This window comes from Devosia sp., from assembly GCF_041917035.1.
Lineage (GTDB): Bacteria > Pseudomonadota > Alphaproteobacteria > Rhizobiales > Devosiaceae > Devosia_A.
Genome location: NZ_JAYRYM010000060.1, coordinates 1 through 17635, shown reverse-complemented (window position 1 = coordinate 17635; position 17635 = coordinate 1). Strand labels below are relative to the sequence as shown.

The following is a 17635-nucleotide window of genomic DNA, read 5'->3' as shown; positions in this document are numbered from 1 at the left end:
AGGGGGTTCTGGTGTTCGGCGGCGGCTCCCAGCTGCACCCGCGCGGCATCACCATGGGCTACGCTGCCCTGCCGGTGCTGCATCTTGCCCTCGGCTTTGCCGGTTCGCTGGCGGTCTGCGTGACGGCGGGCCTCCTCGTGCGGCTGCCACTGATGGGCTGGCTGCGCTGGCTGGGCGAGCACTCGATCGTCGTCTACCTCAGCTTCTCGATCCCGATGGCGGCCAGCCGCACCATCATCCTGAAGGCCGGCCTGTTCACCGACACGAGCGTGGTGAGCGTCATCGTCATGGCCGTCGCCCTGGTCTCGCCGCTGATCCTTTACTGGCTGATCCAGCGCACCGGCTGGGGCCGCTTCCTGTTCGAACGCCCGGCCTGGGCGCACCTGCCCGGCACGCCCGGCAGCCGCAGTGCCGCACGGCCTGCGGCGATCCAGCCGGCGGAGTGAAATGCGGGGCGGAACGCCAGTTCCGCCCTTGCCTTTTCGGGTGGGACTCACCAAAGGATCGGCGTTCCAACGAGGAGTCGCCGATGAAAGCCGCCGTCGTCGTGTTCCCCGGCCTCAACCGAGACCGCGACATGATTGCCGCGCTGACCAAGATCGGCGGCGAGGCGCCGGCGGTGGTCTGGCACAAGGATGCCGAGTTCCCCAAGGTCGACCTGATCGTCATTCCCGGCGGTTTCTCCTATGGCGACTACCTCAGGGCCGGTGCGATCGCCGCCCGCTCGCCGCTGATGCAGACCATCCGCGAGCGTGCCGCGCAGGGTGTCCGGGTGCTCGGGGTCTGCAACGGATTCCAGATTCTCACCGAGGCCCAGCTGCTGCCGGGCGTGCTGATGCGCAATGCCTCGCTCCGCTTCGTCTGCCGCGAAGTCAAGCTCCGGGTCGAGAACGCCGCGACCGATTTCACCCGCGGCTACGCTAGGGGGCAGGTCATCCGCTGCCCGGTGGCGCATCACGACGGAAACTACTTCGCCGATGCCGAGACCCTGTCGCGCCTCGAAGGCAACGGCCAGGTCGCCTTCCGCTATGCCGACGGCACCAACCCGAATGGCTCGATCAACGACATCGCCGGGATCTTCAACGAGCACCGGAACGTGCTGGGGTTGATGCCGCATCCAGAGAACCTGATCGAGGCAGCACATGGCGGATCGGACGGCCGCCCGCTGTTCTCCGCGCTGCTGCAACTGGCGGCCTGATCCCTCCTCCTCGCAGTCCGAGGCCATGCGGCGAATCTCGCTGCCGGTCGGCGCCTGACTTGTTTGTGACAGAGAAACCCTCCTAACTGCCTGTCGCGGCGCGGCCGGGGCAATGGCGGGACGGGCTGGGGATGGCGTTTGGATGGACCGGCGACGATCCGGGCTTCGGCACGGGCTTTGTCCGCATTGCCGGCGAACAGGTCGCAAAGGCGATCGCGGCGGCCGATGGCGGTGGCCCAACGGCGCGGCGCATCCACGAGGCGCGGCGGCGATGCAAGAAGCTGCGCGCCCTGCTGCGGGCGGTTAGGTCCGACTTCGCGTCCTACGAGGCCGAGAACGCCTTCATCCGAGATGCGGCGAGCCGGCTGGCCGAGGCGCGCGACGCCCACGTGATGCAGGAAACGCTCGCTGCCCTGCTCGCCGAACTGGGCTTTGGTACGACCGTCGGCCCGGCTGCCGCGTCCGGACCAACGGATCACCCCGAGGTACTCGTCCGCTTCGGAGACGACATGCGGGATCTGCTGCAGCGCATCCGCGATTGGCCGATCGGTGGCATCCACGACGAAACCGTCGAGGCCGGTCTGGTGCGAACCTACAAGCTCGGTCGCATCGCGCGGCGGGGGGCCGGGCGCAACCCTTCCGACTCCAGCTTTCACGAATGGCGCAAGCTCGCCAAGTATCACTGGTACCAGCTCGAGCTGCTGCAGCGCCTTGCGCCGCGCGGTCTGGCGGACGAGATCGGCGCGGTCAGGGACCTGACCGAGGAGCTCGGCACGCATCATGACCTGTGCGTCCTCGAGGCGAACCTCGCGACGGTCGCCGGAGCCGACGCCGACCTTCCCGCCATAAGGTCGGCCATAGGCGGTCGGAAATCGGATCTCGAGGACCACATCTGGACGCTCGGCGACCGGGTCTACGACGAGCGTCCGCGTCGCTTCCGCGCCCGCATCGCCGGCTATCTCAGGCAATGGCCGGACCGGACGGCCTCGGACTGATGGCCATCGAGATCGAGCGCAAGTTCCTCGTCGCCACCGCCGGCTGGCGGCCGCTGGTGATCCGGACTGAACGGCTCCGCCAGGGGTACCTCGCCTCGGGCAGCGGCGTGACGGTGCGCGTGAGGACCGTGGACGATCGGCGGGCCTTCCTCACCGTCAAGGGAGGTGGCTCCGCACTCGCCCGGGCCGAGTTCGAATACGAGATCCCGCTTGCCGACGGGCGCCAGTTGCTCGGCTTCTGCCTTGGCGCCGAGATCGAGAAGCTCCGCCACATCCTCGATTTCCCCGGCGGCGATTGGGTGATCGACGAGTTCGGCGGGCGTCACGCCGGCCTCGTCGTCGCCGAGGTCGAGCTCGCAACGCCGCATGCCGTCCTGCCGGCCGCCGAATGGCTCGGCGCCGAGGTGACCGGCCAACCGCAATACTACAACTCGAGCCTGTCGATGCTGCCGGGCGCGGGCGAGATCTAGCGGCCGACCGACAAATCGGTTCATCGCCGGCAATGCGGGTGTTGCCGGCCGGCGGGCCTTGGTATAGCGGGCAGGCCGAACGGAGTCGCAGCCCGCATGAGCTTCAACAACCATGTCGTCATCACGCCGCAGCTCGTCGCCGACCATGGCCTCAAGCTCGACGAGTACCAGAAGATCCTCAAGCTGATCGGCCGGGCGCCCACCTTCACCGAGCTCGGCATCTTCTCGGCAATGTGGAACGAGCACTGCTCGTACAAGAGCTCCAAGAAGTGGCTGCGGACGCTGCCCACGACGGGCCAGTTGGTGATCCAGGGCCCCGGCGAGAACGCCGGCGTCGTCGACATCGGCGACGGACAGGCGGTCGTCTTCAAGATGGAGAGCCACAACCACCCGAGCTACATCGAGCCCTATCAGGGTGCGGCGACCGGTGTCGGCGGCATCCTGCGCGACGTGTTCACCATGGGTGCGCGGCCGGTGGCAGTGATGAACGCCTTGCGCTTCGGCGCGCCGGGGCACGAAAAGACCCGGCACCTCGTTTCCGGCGTGGTCGCCGGCATCGGCGGTTACGGCAACTCGTTCGGCGTACCGACGGTGGGCGGTGAGGTGGAATTCGACGAGCGCTACAACGGCAACATCCTCGTCAACGCGTTCGCCGCCGGTCTCGTCGACACCGACAGCATCTTCTATTCGAAGGCGCGCGGGGTCGGGCAGCCCGTGGTCTACCTCGGCGCCAAGACCGGGCGCGACGGCGTCGGCGGCGCCACCATGGCCTCGGCCGAGTTCGGCGACGACATCGAGGAAAAGCGCCCGACCGTGCAGGTGGGCGACCCCTTCACCGAGAAGCGACTGCTCGAGGCCTGCCTCGAACTGATGGCAACCGGTGCAGTCGTCGCCATCCAGGACATGGGGGCCGCCGGGCTCACCAGCTCATCTGTCGAGATGGGCGCCAAGGGCGATCTGGGCATCGAGCTCGACCTCGACCAGATCCCGACGCGCGAAGAGGGCATGACACCCTACGAGATGATGCTCAGCGAGAGCCAGGAGCGCATGCTCATGGTGCTGCACCCGGAAAAGGAGGCCGAGGCCCGCGCCGTCTTCGAGAAATGGGAGCTCGACTTCGCCACCGTCGGCCGGACCACCGACGACCTGCGGTTCCGGGTGATCTGGAAAGGCGAGGAAGTCGCCAACCTGCCGATCAAGGAACTGGGCGACCAGGCGCCGGAATACGATCGGCCGTGGACGCCGCCGGCGGTACCGAAGCCGCTGGCCCCCGACGATATCCCGCAGATGGATATCGCCGATGCCCTCCTCCGCCTGCTCGGCTCGCCGGCGCTGAGCTCGCGCCGCTGGGTCTACGAACAGTACGATACCCTGATCCAGGGCAACACCATCCAGCGGCCGGGCGGCGATGCCGGTGTCATCCGGGTCGAGGGGCACGCCACCAAGGCGCTGGCGTTCTCCTCCGATGTCACGCCGCGCTACTGCGAGGCCGATCCGTACGAGGGCGGCAAGCAGGCCGTCGCCGAGTGCTGGCGCAACCTCACCGCGGCGGGTGCCGATCCGATCGCGGCGACCGACAATCTCAATTTCGGCAACCCCGAGCGACCCGAGATCATGGGCCAGCTGGTCGAGGCGATCAGGGGCATCGGCGACGCCTGCCGGGCCCTGCACTTCCCGATCGTGTCGGGCAACGTGTCGCTCTACAACGAGACCAGCGGGCGCGGCATCATGCCGACTCCGACCATCGGCGGCGTTGGCCTGATCGCGGATTGGTCGAAGATGGCACGCGCCGGGTTCGCCGCCGAGGACGAGGCGATCCTGCTGTTCGGCGCGCCGGATTGGTGGGGCACTCACCTCGGCCAGTCGGTCTACCTGCGCGAGCTCTTCGGCCGACGGGACGGCACCCCGCCGCCTGTCGACCTCGAGCATGAGAGGAAAGTCGGCGACCTCGTCCGCATCCTGATCCGCGACGGCGTCGCGACGGCGGTGCACGACCTTTCGGATGGCGGGCTGGCGGTCGGGCTGGCCGAGATGGCGATGGCTTCGGGTATCGGCGCCACCGTGAACCAGCTCGATGGCGGCGACCCGATCCCGCTCTTTTTCGGCGAGGACCAGGGCCGCTACCTGGTCACCATGAGCAGGGACAACCTCGAGAAGTTCTTCGAGGAGGTTTACCCCTATGCCGGCGTCTTTACGCCCTGGATCGGCAATACCGGCGGCACCACGCTGACGCTGGGGGAAGCCCGTCCGTTGCCGATCGCTGACCTGCGCGCCGCCCACGAGGGCTGGTTCCCCGAGTTCATGCGGGGCGAGATCGCCTGATCTCCCCTGCTCCCCAGCCCGGGTGACATCCACGTCTCGATGCTCAGGCACGCTTCGGGAAACGGGGCGATCAACTCGCTCGAGGAGTTCGTGTTGCGGCGTCTTCGGCGTCCGGAGGCGTTTCCTTCCCGCCGACGCCTGTTGCCGCGTCGCCAAAACAAAGGCCGCCCCGAAGGGCGGCCCCAAAGCTCGGCATCGGCCGTCGGATCAGTGGTGGTGCTCCTCGGGGACCTCGTCCTCGTCCGACGCAATCAGCTTGCTCAGCTCGGCGCGGGTCATCGGCTTGTCGGACTTCTCGGCCAGCTCGCTGACGAAATCGACCACCTTGTTCTCGAACACCGGCGCGCGCAGGGCGGCCAGCGCCTGCGGGTTCTTGCGGTAGTAGTCGTAGACCTGCTGCTCCTGGCCCTGGAAGCGGCGCACCTCGGCGATCAGTGCCTGCTGGTGCTCTTCCTCGGTCACTTCCACCTTGTTCTGGTTGCCGATCTCGGCGACCACCAGCCCGAGGCGCACGCGGCGCTCGGCGATGCGGCGGTACTGCTCCTTGGCGGCATCCTCGGTCGTGCCCTCGTCCTCGAACGACCGGCCGTGATGCTCCACCTCGTGGACCACGCGCTGCCAGATGGTGTTGAACTCGGCCTCGACCAGTTGCTCCGGCACGTCGAACTTGTGGCCGTCGTCCAGCGCGTCGAGGATCTGGCGCTTCACCGCCTGCCGACCCATCGAGTCCAGCGCTGCGCGCATCTGGTCCTTCACCGCGTCGCGCAGGGCGGCGACGCTGTCGAGGCCGAGAGTCTTGGCGAACTCGTCGTCGAGCTCGCCGGCCTTGGGGGCGTCCGCATGCAGGATCGTCACCTCGAAGTCGGCATCCTTGCCGGCGAGGTTTTCCTGGGCGTAGTCCTTCGGGAACGTGACCTTGATCGTCCGGGTCTCGCCCTTCTTCATGCCGACCAGCTGCTCCTCGAAGCCGGGGATGAACTCGCCCGAGCCGACGGTGAGATGCGCATGGTCGGCCGAACCGCCGGCGAAGGCCTCGCCGTCGATCGAGCCCTTGAAGCTCAGGCCGAGGCGGTCGCCATTCTCGACGACGGCGCCGTCACCCTTGTCCTCGTAGCCGCGCTGCTGCGCGAACACGCGGTTCACCTCGGTGTCGACGTCCTTTTCGTCGAGCTCGACGACCGGCTTGTCGATCTTGATGGTCTTGAGGTCCATCACCGCGACCGGCGGCAGCACTTCGTAGCTGACCTCGAAGTTGAGATCGGCCTCGCCGTCCAGCACCTTGTTGATCGTACCCTGATCGTCCGGCAGGTCGACCTTGGGCTGGGTCGCGGCGCGCTCGGAGCGCTCGTCCAGCGTCTTGCTGACGGTCGCGTTGATCGCGTCCGACAGCACTTCCGACATGGCGGAACGGCCATACATCTTCTTGAGGTGCGCGACCGGAACCTTGCCGGGGCGGAAGCCCTTGATGTTCGCCGTGCCCTTGAGCTCGTCGAGGCGTGCATCCAGCCGCGCGCTCAGGTCGGTCCTGGGGATGACGACGGAGAGTTTGCGCTTGAGGCCCTCGTTGAGGGTTTCTGTGACCTGCATTGGTATCCCGTTCTCACAATCTCGTTTGGCCGGGGTTTCTCGCGCAACTGGTGCGGGTGAGAGGGCTCGAACCTCCACGCCTTTCGGCGCTGGAACCTAAATCCAGTGCGTCTACCAGTTCCGCCACACCCGCGAAGGCCCCTCGGCCGGGGGTCGCGTGCATATATGGCAAAGCGGGGGCAAGGTCAAAGGGCGATTGCCCGTGCCGGGCCGTTACGCCGATGTCGCAAACGCCGCGGCCGCCGCCTCGATCGCCCCCGGACCATGGGGGATCGACAGCGCCGCCATGCCGGCTTCCATGCTGGCCAGCACACCGAGCACCATGTGGGCATTGGCGTGCCCCATGTGGCCGATCCGCAGGAAGTCGCCGTAGGCCGGCTCGCCCGGCATGGCCATGCCCAGGCCGATGCCGAGTGTCACCCCGGCTTCGGCTTCGAGCCAGCGGCGCAGCTTTCCGGCCCCGCCATTGCCGATCCGGGCGGCAGTGACCGAGCGGCCGCGATGCCCCGGCGCGGCGATGTTGAGGGCGATGTCGTGGCCCCCTGCCCGCCAGGCGTCGAAAGCCGCCCAGACCGCGCGCGCCAGCGCCTCGTGCCGACGCCAGACCTGCGGCAGCCCCTCCTCGTCGAGGATCATGTCGAGGGACTCCCTGAGGCCGTGGAGGTGGGCCGTCGGCGCGGTGCCGCCGAAGAACTGGTAGAACTCGGTGGCCATGCCGCGCGGGCGCCAGTCCCAGTACGGGGTGACGAGCCCGGCACTCCGGGATCGCTGCATCGCCCGTTCCGAGAACCACACGAAGCCGAGTCCGGGCGGCAGCATCAGGCCCTTCTGGCAGGCCCCGACCAGGACGTCGATGCCCCAGGCGTCCATGCGCAGTTCGTCGCAGCCGATCGAGGCGATGGCATCGACGGCGAGCAGCGCCGGATGGCCGGCAGCGTCGATCGCCGCGCGCAGGGCGGCGATATCGCTCAGCGCCGAGGACGCGGTGTCCACGTGCGTCACGAGGACGGCGCGGATGGCATGTCCGGTATCCGCCCGCAGCGCCGCCGCGATCCGCTCCGGATCGGCCGGCGACGCCATGCCGAAATCGACGAGTTCGACCTCGACGCCCATCCGCCGCGCCGCCTCCGCCCAGCCATGGCCGAAGCGGCCGGTTGCCGCGCACAGCGCCCTGTCGCCGCGCGAGAACATGTTGCTGATCGCCGCCTCCCAGGCGCCGTGTCCGTTGGCGATGTAGATGGCGACATGCTGGTCCGTGAGCACCAGGCGCCTCAGGTCCGCAACGAGCGTGTGGGTGATTGCCACGATCTCGCCTTCGTAGATGTTCGGCGAGGCCCTGTGCATGGCATTGAGCACCCGGTCGGGAACCACCGACGGACCGGGAATGGCGAGATAGGTTCGGCCCGAAACGTGGCCCATGGCAGACTCCGGAGAAGCGATTCCGCTACTCTGGGCGATTTCCCCGCGCCCGTCATCCGGACTGATGGAATTGCAGGCAGTTGCGACGGCGAACGGATTCCTGACTGCACAAAAATCATGCAAACTGCACAAGGATTCTGCATCTGGCTGCGGTCCTCCGCCAACCTGTGGATGAATATTGCGCCGTAGTGACCTGCCCTAGTTCGCTTTTTCGCACTTGGCCGTCGCTGGCACGCGCCCTGCATACACCTGTGCGGCACTGCCGGTGCCCTGAGTGGAGGCCTGAATGAAAAAGATCGAGGCTATCGTAAAGCCGTTCAAGCTCGACGAAGTGAAGGAGGCGCTGCAGGAAGTCGGCCTGCAGGGGATTACCGTGACCGAAGCCAAGGGGTTCGGCCGCCAGAAGGGGCACACCGAGCTCTATCGCGGCGCCGAATACGTGGTGGACTTCCTGCCCAAGGTGAAGGTCGAAGTGGTCTGCCCCGACGATCTCGCCGAGAAGGCGATCGAAGCCATCCGCAGCGCCGCCCAAACCGGTCGCATCGGCGACGGCAAGATCTTCGTCTACTCGATCGAACAGGCCATCCGCATCCGCACCGGCGAATTCGGCGACGACGCACTCTAGCAACCTGCGCGTCGTGCCTGCCCTACCCAAAACTCCAGACCTTAACAGGGGAACCTAATGACCACGGCAAGCGATATCCTCAAGAAGCTCAAGGACGAGGACATCAAGTATGTCGACCTGCGCTTCACCGATCCCAGGGGCAAGCTGCAGCACGTGACCTTCGACGTCACCATGGTCGACGAGGACCTGTTCGAAGAAGGCACGATGTTCGACGGTTCGTCGATCGCGGGCTGGAAGGCGATCAACGAGAGCGACATGGTGCTGATGCCCGATCCGGACTCGGCCTATCTCGATCCGTTCTTCGGCGCCTCGACCCTCGCCATCAACTGCGACGTGCTCGATCCGCTGACCTACCAGCCCTACAGCCGCGATCCTCGCACCACGGCCAAGAAGGCGGAAGCCTACGTCCGTGAACTCGGCCTCGGCGACAGCGTCTACTTCGGCCCCGAGCCCGAATTCTTCATCTTCGACGACGTCCGCTATTCCAACACCACCTACAAGGTCGGCTTTTCGGTCGATCACTCGGAACTGCCGACCAACAACGATACCGAGTACGAGTCGGGCAATAACGGCCACCATATCGGGCTGAAGAAGGGCTACTTCCCGGTGCCCCCGCTCGATACCGCCCAGGACATGCGCGGCGAGATGCTGGCGGCCATGGCCTCGATGGGCGTGCCGATCGAGAAGCACCATCACGAGGTGGCCTCGGCCCAGCACGAACTGGGCATCAAGTTCCAGTCGATCATCAAGTCCGCCGACAGCGTGCAGATCTACAAGTACGTCATCCAGCAGGTGGCCCAGGCCTACGGCAAGACCGTGACCTTCATGCCCAAGCCGGTCTATGGCGACAACGGCTCGGGCATGCACTGCCACCAGTCGATCTGGAAGGACGGCAAGCCGCTGTTCGCCGGCGACCAGTATGCCGGCCTGTCGATGGATGCGCTCTACTACATCGGCGGCATCATCAAGCACGCCAAGGCCATCAACGCCTTCACCAACCCGACGACCAACAGCTACAAGCGCCTGGTTCCCGGCTTCGAGGCCCCCGTGCTGCTCGCCTATTCGGCACGCAACCGCTCCGCCTCCTGCCGCATCCCGTTCGGGCAGTCGCCCAAGGCCAAGCGCGTAGAGGTTCGCTTCCCTGATCCGCTGGCGAACCCCTATCTCGGTTTCGCCGCCATGCTGATGGCCGGCGTCGACGGCATCAAGAACAAGATCCACCCGGGCGATCCGATGGACAAGGACCTGTACGAGCTGCCCAAGGAAGAGCTCAAGCAGATCCCGACCGTCTGCGGCTCGCTCCGCGAGGCCCTCGAGAACCTCGACAAGGATCGCGGCTTCCTCACCGCCGGCGGCGTGTTCGACAACGACCAGATCGACAGCTACATCGAGCTCAAGATGACCGAAGTCATCAAGTTCGAGCACACCCCGCACCCGGTCGAGTACGAGATGTACTACTCGGCGTAAGTGCCGACGGGATCGATGGTGAATTGGAAAGGGCCCCCCGGGGCCCTTTCTGTTATCGTCAACTGCGTTTGGAGAGAGCAAACCGAATGCCGCAAGATCACGGTGCTGCCTCGCCCTACCCCCTCTTCCCCACCCAGATCACATGCCGCGCGCCCTTTCCCCCATGCGCGCGCGCCTTCAGCACGTCCACCTGCATCCCGGATTGCTCCAGCCGCCGGGTGAAGGTGTCGTCCGGCGCCACCGACCACACAGCAAGCATGCCGCCGGGCCTGAGCGCCGCCTTGGCCCTCGCGACGCCCTTGTGGCTGTAGAGCGCGTCGTTGCCCGGCCGCGACAGGCCCTCGGGCCCGTTGTCGACATCGAGCAGGATGGCGTCGAACCTTTGCGCGTCGCCCGTCATCACCGCCCCGACATCGCCGACCCTCAGCGTCACCCGCGGATCGTCGAGGCCTCCGCCATGCAGTGCCGCCAGCGGCCCCCGCGCCCAGGCGCCGGCAATTTCGGGGACGAGTTCCGCCACCACGATTTCGGCATCCCGCCCGAACGCCGCCAATGCCGCCCGCAGCGTGAACCCCATGCCGAGCCCCCCGATCAGCAGCCGCGCCTTCGGTCGGCCGCCGATGCGCTCGACCGCAATACGCGCCATCGCCTCCTCCGAGCCCGACTGCCGCGACGACATCAGCCCGATCGTGCCGGCAAAGATGTTGAACTCGGTCCCCCGCTGCATGAGCCGGAACTCGCCGCCCCCCGGCACCTTCGCACGGCCAAGCTCAATCCAGGGCAACATCGGCGCCTCCCAATGGGCGAACCGACGGTGCGGCGTGCTTGCTCCCGCCAGCCAACCTGCCATAACGCAAAGCGCAGATCCTCCCACCGGCGAGCTTGAGCCCCCACTCGCTTTGACGCAACTCTGCCCTGACCGCAACAAGGAACCCCGCCATGAGCGTCGGACTGCTCGGCCTGCTCGATGACGTCACCGCCCTCGCCAAGGTCGCGGCGGCCTCGATCGACGATGTCGCCGGACAGGCGGCGAAGGCCGGGCTCAAGGCCGCCGGCGCGGTGATCGATGACGCCGCCGTCACGCCCAACTATGTCACCGGCTTCACCGCCGACCGCGAACTGCCCATCGTTGCCCGCATCGCCTGGGGCTCGGTGCGCAACAAGCTCCTCATCCTGCTGCCCGCGGCGCTGGCGCTGAGCCTGCTCGCGCCGTGGATCATCACGCCGCTGCTGGCGCTGGGCGGCCTGTACCTGTGCTTCGAGGGGGCGGAGAAGGTCTACGGGGCCCTCTTTCCGCATGCGGCGCACGATCTTGAGCACGCCGGCGAGACTCCGGCCGAGGCCGGCGACCCGGCCGCACTCGAGGCCGAGCGCGTTGCCGGCGCGATCCAGACCGACTTCATCCTCTCGGCCGAGATCATGACCATCGCGCTGGCCGCTTTGCCGCAGCTGGGCTTTGTCGAGCAGGCCGTCGCCCTGGCTCTCGTCGGGCTTGGCATCACGCTGCTCGTCTACGGCGCCGTGGCACTGATCGTGAAGGCCGACGATCTCGGGCTGCTGCTCGCCCGCGGCGCGCGCTCCGGTATCGGCCGCGCCGCCGGGCGCTTCATCCTCGTCGCCATGCCCTGGGTGATGCAGGCGCTGAGCATCATCGGCACCGCCGCGATGATCTGGGTCGGTGGCGGCATCGTGCTGCACGGCCTCGCGAGCTTCGGGCTTGCGGCGCCCGAGCACTGGATCGAGGATATGGCCCACGCGTCGGCGCTGGCCCTGCCCGCGCTTGGCGGCCTTGTGGCCGAACTGGTCACCATCCTCGGCGACGGCATCTTTGGCCTCGCCATCGGGGCACTGCTGATTCCCGTCGTCGGCAGGCTCGTGCTCCCTGCCGTCCGTCGCCTGCGCAAGCGCTTCGGACGCACCTGAAGCCTCACCGCGAAGGGGCTCGCCGGCAGGCCTGCTCGGTCCGGTCCGCTGGTCCGGCTCCGGCGGTCAGCTCCGTGCCGACGCGATCGCCTCCGCCATGGCGGCAGCCTCGGACGGCAGCAGGGCCCCGAAGCGCATCTGGCAACGCCACTCGGCACCTCCGGCGAGGCTCATCACATTGCCCTTCCGGCGCTCGGCCGCCTTGCCATCCGCCTCCGCCGTCGCCGGCAGCACCAGCCCCAGCGCATCCTCGTCGCCGTTGCGCGTCATCCAGCGCACCGCCCGCGGCAATTGCTCGGGCCGGTGGCTGATGAAGTCGGCCGATCCATCCGGCAGCACCTGCAGCGCATGGCTCCAGCCATCTGCCCCGGCAACGCAGTCGAGCCCGGCGACCAGTTCCGGCGCCACCGGCCGTCCCGGCACGACATACCGGTGGCTCGCCGGATCAGCCGCGAAACCGTCGAGCAGCGCGCGATACTCGGCCGACCCGCCCACATAGGACGGCAGGTGCCGCCGCACCCGGAAATGCGCCGGACTGTCCGCCACCGCATCGACGATCCGCGCCCCGTCGATCGGGCGGAAATTGACATGCCCGAGATACATCAGGTCCATCGGGGTGGCCCGCTGGTTGTGCACCGAAACGGTCACCTCCAGCCGGCTCGACGCCTCGCCCAGGGCGATCTCCGGGGAGAAGCGGTAATTGGCCGAGAACGCCACACGCTCGCGGCGCTCGCCCCGGATCCGCAGTACCGGACCCGCCGGCCCGTCCTCGAAGACGAGGCGCGCCTGCTGCAGCCGGGCATTGGGCACCTCGCCATGCAGCGGGTGCGCATCCTCCGGAGCGGGGTTGCCGATCGCCATCACCCCGCAATGCACGAGGAACGCGCCATAGTTGCGCGTGTAGACCTCGCTCGCCTCGGGCGCGTCGAACACCGATCCCATCGTCAGGCGCCGGCCGTGGAAGGTCGCATCCCAGATCTGCTGGCCATGGAAGGGCAGCACCACGATTTCGCCGACCAGGTTGGTGACGCGCAGCGCCGCCACCCCGGTCGCGTAGCGGAACGCCGTGACCCTGATCCCGCCCGACGACGCGAGCGGCCGCTCCACCGGCCCGAACTGTTCCTCGATCAGTTCGATCTGAACCTGCGCTGCCATCCCGGACGTCCTCCCGTTTCCGCAACGGTCATAGCTGGTTGCGGGCCGCCTTGCCATGCTCCACAGCGCTGCTAGGCTTCGGCAGCCAGGGAGGGCAGCGCATGACCATCGAGTTCCTCATCACCACGCTGATCATCGTGGCGTCGCCCGGCACAGGCGTGCTGTTCACCCTGGCCGCAGGGCTTTCGCGCGGGGCTCGGGCCAGCGTGCTGGCCGCCTTTGCCTGCACGCTCGGCATCGTGCCGCATCTGGCTGCGGCGGTGACGGGTCTTGCCGCCCTGCTTCACACCAGTGCTGTCGCTTTCGAGGTCCTGAAGTACCTCGGCGTCGCCTACCTCATCTACATGGCCTGGGCGACGCTGCGCGAAAAGGGCGCGCTGAGCGTCGAGGCCGACGCGGCGCCGCGTTCGGCCGGGAAGGTCATCGTCTCCGGTATCCTGATCAACATCCTCAATCCCAAGCTGTCGATCTTCTTCTTCGCCTTCCTGCCGCAGTTCGTTCCCGCTGGCGATGCCGAGGCCCTGCCCCGCATGCTGGAACTGAGCGCGGTGTTCATGGCGCTGACCTTCGTGGTCTTCGCGATCTATGGAGTTTTCTCCGCGGCCGTGCGGCAGCACGTGATCGGCCGGCCTGCCGTGCTGCTCTGGATGCGGAGAACGTTTGCCGCGGCGTTCCTGGCGCTGGGCGTCAAGCTCGCTCTCACCGAGCGCTGAGGGAGAGCGGCGGTGCCGGCGCGGGCTAGCCGGAAAAGCCGAGCTTTTCCGCCGCCAGCTGCTTGTGCTCGCCGGTCTTCAGCGTCAGCAGTCCCTCGAGATGCTCGAGTTCCTGCAAGTCGGAGAACTGCACGGCAAAGCCGCACTCGAAGTGCCGGATCACTCGGCCGGGCACTGCGCCGACGCCGACCAGCGTCCCGACCGGCGGCTTGATGTCGGCCGAGACGGCGACGCCCGAGCGCGACATGTCCATGATGAAGCAGTCGGCGAACTGGCCGGCACCGACGACCAGCCGCGAGCGCGTCTCGCGCGGGATCACCCGCTTGTGCGCCCGCCGCTCGTGTACCGCCCTCAGGGCCTTTCGCTTCAGCCAGTGGATGCGCGCCTCGAGCGTTTCGCGCTCCGCCTCATCCACGTCGAAGCTCATGATGAAGCCGGAATCGACGCGCCGCAGGATCTCGCCGCGCAGGATCCCGAGCGGCTGGAAGGCCACGGTCAGTGCCTCGCCCACCGAACCCACGACCGGGGCGGTGATCGTCGCCTCGCGCACCGAGATGCTGCGCGCCCGGCAGGCGAGCCGCGTCAGCCCCTCCGGCTGCAAGGCGCGGCTGGCCAGCACATAGCTGCCCATCAGATCGCCGATGAAGCGGGTTTCACCCCGCGCTTGCCCGTTCCCCACGGTCCGCACCCCGTCCACGGATTCCCCAGTCCTGTGCCGATACTGCATCAGCGCAGGTGAATCAGGCGTTTACGCAGGCGAGCGACTGTTCAGCAGTCGAGTTGCAGCTGCGGTACCGGGTGCAGGCTGTCTTCGAGCGTCATCTCGTCCTGTTCGACGACGAAGCGCACCGCGAAGCCGACATCGAGCCAGCGCACCACGCGCCCCACCACCGTCCCGATCGCCAGCGGCGTGCCGATGGCTGGCTGTATGTCGGCGGATACCGCTGCCCCGGACCGCGACATGTCGATGATCAGGCACTCGAGCGCCCGCCCGTCCGCCAGCATCAGCAGCGAGCGCGGATCGCGCGGCATCAGCCGCCGGTGCGCCCGCTTGTCGGTGAGGCCGTTGAAGGTCCGCCGCTTGTACCAGGCGATGCGTTTGGCCAGCAGGGCCCGGTCGTCCGGTTCAGCCTCGATCGCCACCGCAAAGCCGCCATCGATCATCCGCTCCACCCTGCCGCGCAGCAGCCCGAACGGCTCGAAGCTGGCCGACATGCCCTCGCCCAGGTCGCCCACGACCGGCGCGGACGCCACCAGTTGCCTCGGAGATATGCTTTGCAGGCGGCAGGCGAAGACCTGGACGCAGGCGGCGCGGTCGCGTCGGCTGGCCAGCAGGTATTTGCCCATGAGGGCCCCGACGAAGCGCACGTCGCTTCGTCCGGGGGCGCTCGGCCCCTCTTCGAATGGTGTCACGACAGTATCCGCAAGTGTCGTCGGCGATGAATGACCGGATGCTAGCACACCCGGCTCATCATCACGTTGACGCGAAGCACCGCGTTTTCGCTCACCTCGAAACCGCCGCTTAACCCTCGGCGTCGCCTTCCGCCATCGCCGCGAAGAACGTCTCCGGGCCCTCTACCTCCCGCAGCCGGCGTCCGTCGATCAGCAGGTAGCGGTTGCCGACGGTCCTGACGAAGCTGCGGTCATGCGAGACCAGCACCCCGGTGGCGTCGTGCTCGAGGATCTCGGCCTCGAGCGTCTCGCGACCCGGGATGTCGACATGATTGGTGGGCTCGTCCATCAGGTAGAAATTCGGCTCGGTCAGCCGTAGCGCCAGGAGCCCCAGCCGGGCCCGCTGTCCCAGACTGAGCTGCGCGATCGGCCTGTCCTGTTTCTCGATGGGAAAGCCCGCCGCGGCGAGGAGGCTCTTTACCCGTGCGTCCGGCAACTTGAATGTGGTGGAGATGAAGCTCTCGGGCGCGCCCTTCGCTGGCAGCTGCGACATGTCCTGGTCGCTGTAGCCGAGCACCACGGACGGCGTCACCCGGATGCCGTCGACCCCGTCCTCCGCGATGGCCCGCCGGATCAGCCTGACAAGCTGCGTCTTGCCGGTGCCGTTGCGGCCAAGCAGCACGATTCGGTCACCCTGGAAGATATGGAGCTTCTCGATCCTGAACAGGGGCTGCCCCGGCGGTGTCGTCACCGTCACGTTCTCGATCCCGACCAGCAGCCTGGCATGGGTGCCGCGGTTGCTCAGCCGGATCTCGCCGGTGCGCTCCTTGTGAGCCGGCCGTGCCGCTTCCTCGATCTTCAAGGCCCGGTCCTTGAGATACTTGGCCTTCACCGTCAGCAGGTCGCTGCCCGAGTTGATGCCGATATTGGTCAGCTTGGCGGCCTGCTTCCTCAGCTTGTCGGCCTCCTTGAGGTCGCGGTCGAACTGAACGGCATCCGCCTCGTCGCTTTCGTCGAGCGCGACCCGGGCCCGGCTGAACGGCAGCGCGTAGTAGCGGCTCCGGCCGGGGCGGAGGAACAGCGTGCGGTTCGTCACGGCATCGAGAAAATCCCGATCATGGCTGGCGACCAGCAGCGGCAGGTTGCGCGCCTCGGTATTGAGCCAGCGTTCGAGCCGGAACAGCTTGCCCAGATCCAGGTGGTTGGTCGGCTCGTCCATCAGCAGTGCATCCGGCTCCGTCACCCAGATGCGGGCAAGCAGCATCAGCCGCTGCCAGCCGCCACTCAGTGCCGAGACAGCGCGGTCGCGCAGCTCGTGCGGCGTGTCGAAGCCATCGAGCGCGACATCGGCCTTCCACGCTTCGAAGGAGCGATCGGTCGGCGGCAGCGCGTCGAGCACGGCGTCGCGCAGCGACAGCGGCAGGAGGTGGGGCGGAATGTCCTGCTCGACATAGCCGATCTTGAGCCCGCGGGAACGCGTGACCTCGCCGGAGGTCGGCTCGGCCAGCCCGGCGATGACGCGCAGCAGCGTGGTCTTGCCCATGCCGTTGCCGGCCACGAGGCCCACCCGCTCGCCATCCGAAATGGCAAGGGTCAGCTCGCTGAACAGCGGCACGTTGGCGGTGATGGACAGTCGGTTGAGGCTGATCGAGCCCATGGTCGTCTCTTCTAGTGTCTGCGGCGCCGCGGCGCCTCGAACTCAAGGGGTTCGGCGAACGCACGAACCGGCTTGGGCAGACCAGAAGGAGGAGACGATGTCGTCCGGACCCGCTCGGTCAGCCCTGCAACATCGGCTGCAGGGCCTCGACAGGTCCACGGGAGCGGTGATGGTCGACGCGAAAGCCCACGCAACCCTCCTCTGCTCGGTGTGGCGGACAAGGGGTTATAGTCGCGCCGCAGGGCGACCGCAAGCGCCGCTCAGACGATGTAGAACAGGGTCGCACAGGCCGAAACGATCAGGCCGCGCGGAAGCGCAAGATGGGCAAGCCGGTACGCAAAACTCTTTAATCCGGCTTGCAGCCACCCTGATCGGTGCTGCGTCCTCGAACCCGCCTCAGGATACGCGAGGCCTTTCGAAGGGGCGCTCATACGGCAACTCCAGACACATGACCGTATGGCCCGGACGATATCGCGGTGCGCTTAAAAAAGTGCTTCGAAGATGCAAACGAAGTCTGAACGGGTTGGCCCAAAACAGAGCGCCCGCGGCCCCGGCAACGGGCGCGGCGCCGCAGGCGGCAGTCTGGCTCGTTCAGTCGTTCAGGCCGGACGCAGCCGGTCGCGATCGAGGATCGCCCCCGTGCAGGTCGAAACCCGCAGCAGGTACACCCAGTCGCCGCGCGAGGCCCGCACCTGGATGCGCCGGTCGTTGC

General features: G+C 67.4%; 15 protein-coding genes, 1 tRNA gene and 1 pseudogene. 9 read left to right on the top strand and 8 right to left on the bottom strand.

The window, feature by feature from the left end:
• The 5 genes and pseudogenes from ACE3TU_RS08725 to purL form a co-directional block, all read left to right on the top strand.
• Positions 1-446: pseudogene (locus ACE3TU_RS08725) on the top strand (acyltransferase); the annotation flags it as partial.
• A gap of 83 nt (positions 447-529) precedes the next feature.
• The gene (gene purQ / locus ACE3TU_RS08720) at positions 530-1198 is read left to right on the top strand and encodes a phosphoribosylformylglycinamidine synthase subunit PurQ (protein ID WP_374622852.1); all 669 of its coding nucleotides are present in this window, start codon (positions 530-532) and stop codon (positions 1196-1198) included.
• A 131-nt stretch (positions 1199-1329) separates the two neighbouring features.
• Complete coding sequence (locus ACE3TU_RS08715) at positions 1330-2193, top strand: CHAD domain-containing protein (protein ID WP_374622850.1); 864 nt, start codon at positions 1330-1332, stop codon at positions 2191-2193.
• Positions 2193-2663 (top strand): CYTH domain-containing protein, encoded by a 471-nt coding sequence (locus ACE3TU_RS08710; RefSeq protein WP_374622847.1) that lies wholly within the window; start codon positions 2193-2195, stop codon positions 2661-2663. Before ACE3TU_RS08715 ends, ACE3TU_RS08710 begins: the two co-directional genes overlap by 1 nt.
• 96 nt (positions 2664-2759) lie before the next feature.
• On the top strand, positions 2760-4985 hold the full coding sequence (gene purL / locus ACE3TU_RS08705) for a phosphoribosylformylglycinamidine synthase subunit PurL (protein WP_374622844.1): 2226 nt from the start codon (positions 2760-2762) through the stop codon (positions 4983-4985).
• Between the two features lie 207 nt (positions 4986-5192).
• Here purL and tig read toward each other — a convergent pair whose 3' ends face one another.
• From tig to ACE3TU_RS08690, 3 genes are all read right to left on the bottom strand, one after another.
• Positions 5193-6572: a trigger factor gene (tig, locus tag ACE3TU_RS08700; RefSeq protein WP_374622842.1), complete on the bottom strand. Its 1380-nt coding sequence runs from the start codon at positions 6570-6572 to the stop codon at positions 5193-5195.
• Positions 6573-6620: 48 nt separating this feature from the next.
• Positions 6621-6705 (bottom strand) — tRNA-Leu (locus ACE3TU_RS08695).
• 80 nt (positions 6706-6785) lie between these two features.
• Positions 6786-7991, bottom strand: coding sequence for an alanine--glyoxylate aminotransferase family protein (locus ACE3TU_RS08690; protein ID WP_374622840.1), 1206 nt, complete (start codon positions 7989-7991; stop codon positions 6786-6788).
• Between the two features lie 286 nt (positions 7992-8277).
• Here ACE3TU_RS08690 and ACE3TU_RS08685 point away from each other — a divergent pair, with 286 nt between their 5' ends.
• Positions 8278-8616 carry a P-II family nitrogen regulator gene (locus ACE3TU_RS08685; RefSeq protein ID WP_374622838.1) on the top strand — a complete coding sequence of 113 codons (339 nt, stop codon included), beginning with the start codon at positions 8278-8280 and terminating at the stop codon, positions 8614-8616.
• A 57-nt stretch (positions 8617-8673) separates the two neighbouring features.
• Complete coding sequence (glnA, locus tag ACE3TU_RS08680) at positions 8674-10083, top strand: type I glutamate--ammonia ligase (protein ID WP_374622836.1); 1410 nt, start codon at positions 8674-8676, stop codon at positions 10081-10083.
• Between the two features lie 115 nt (positions 10084-10198).
• Here glnA and ACE3TU_RS08675 read toward each other — a convergent pair whose 3' ends face one another.
• A complete protein-coding gene (locus tag ACE3TU_RS08675) occupies positions 10199-10870 on the bottom strand; it encodes a hypothetical protein (protein WP_374622834.1) in 672 nt (223 codons plus the stop codon).
• A 152-nt stretch (positions 10871-11022) separates the two neighbouring features.
• Here ACE3TU_RS08675 and ACE3TU_RS08670 point away from each other — a divergent pair, with 152 nt between their 5' ends.
• Complete coding sequence (locus ACE3TU_RS08670) at positions 11023-12006, top strand: DUF808 domain-containing protein (RefSeq protein WP_374622832.1); 984 nt, start codon at positions 11023-11025, stop codon at positions 12004-12006.
• A gap of 66 nt (positions 12007-12072) precedes the next feature.
• Here ACE3TU_RS08670 and ACE3TU_RS08665 read toward each other — a convergent pair whose 3' ends face one another.
• Positions 12073-13161, bottom strand: a complete 1089-nt coding sequence (locus tag ACE3TU_RS08665) for a DUF4432 family protein (protein ID WP_374622830.1) — start codon at positions 13159-13161, stop codon at positions 12073-12075.
• Positions 13162-13262: 101 nt separating this feature from the next.
• Here ACE3TU_RS08665 and ACE3TU_RS08660 point away from each other — a divergent pair, with 101 nt between their 5' ends.
• Positions 13263-13874, top strand: a complete 612-nt coding sequence (locus ACE3TU_RS08660) for a LysE family translocator (RefSeq protein ID WP_374622828.1) — start codon at positions 13263-13265, stop codon at positions 13872-13874.
• Between the two features lie 25 nt (positions 13875-13899).
• Here ACE3TU_RS08660 and ACE3TU_RS08655 read toward each other — a convergent pair whose 3' ends face one another.
• The 3 genes from ACE3TU_RS08655 to ACE3TU_RS08645 form a co-directional block, all read right to left on the bottom strand.
• Positions 13900-14553 (bottom strand): PilZ domain-containing protein, encoded by a 654-nt coding sequence (locus ACE3TU_RS08655; RefSeq protein ID WP_374622826.1) that lies wholly within the window; start codon positions 14551-14553, stop codon positions 13900-13902.
• 89 nt (positions 14554-14642) lie between these two features.
• Positions 14643-15287, bottom strand: a complete 645-nt coding sequence (locus tag ACE3TU_RS08650; protein WP_374622824.1) for a PilZ domain-containing protein — start codon at positions 15285-15287, stop codon at positions 14643-14645.
• 109 nt (positions 15288-15396) lie between these two features.
• On the bottom strand, positions 15397-16923 hold the full coding sequence (locus ACE3TU_RS08645) for an ATP-binding cassette domain-containing protein (RefSeq protein WP_374622822.1): 1527 nt from the start codon (positions 16921-16923) through the stop codon (positions 15397-15399).
• Positions 16924-17635: the final 712 nt, after the last annotated feature.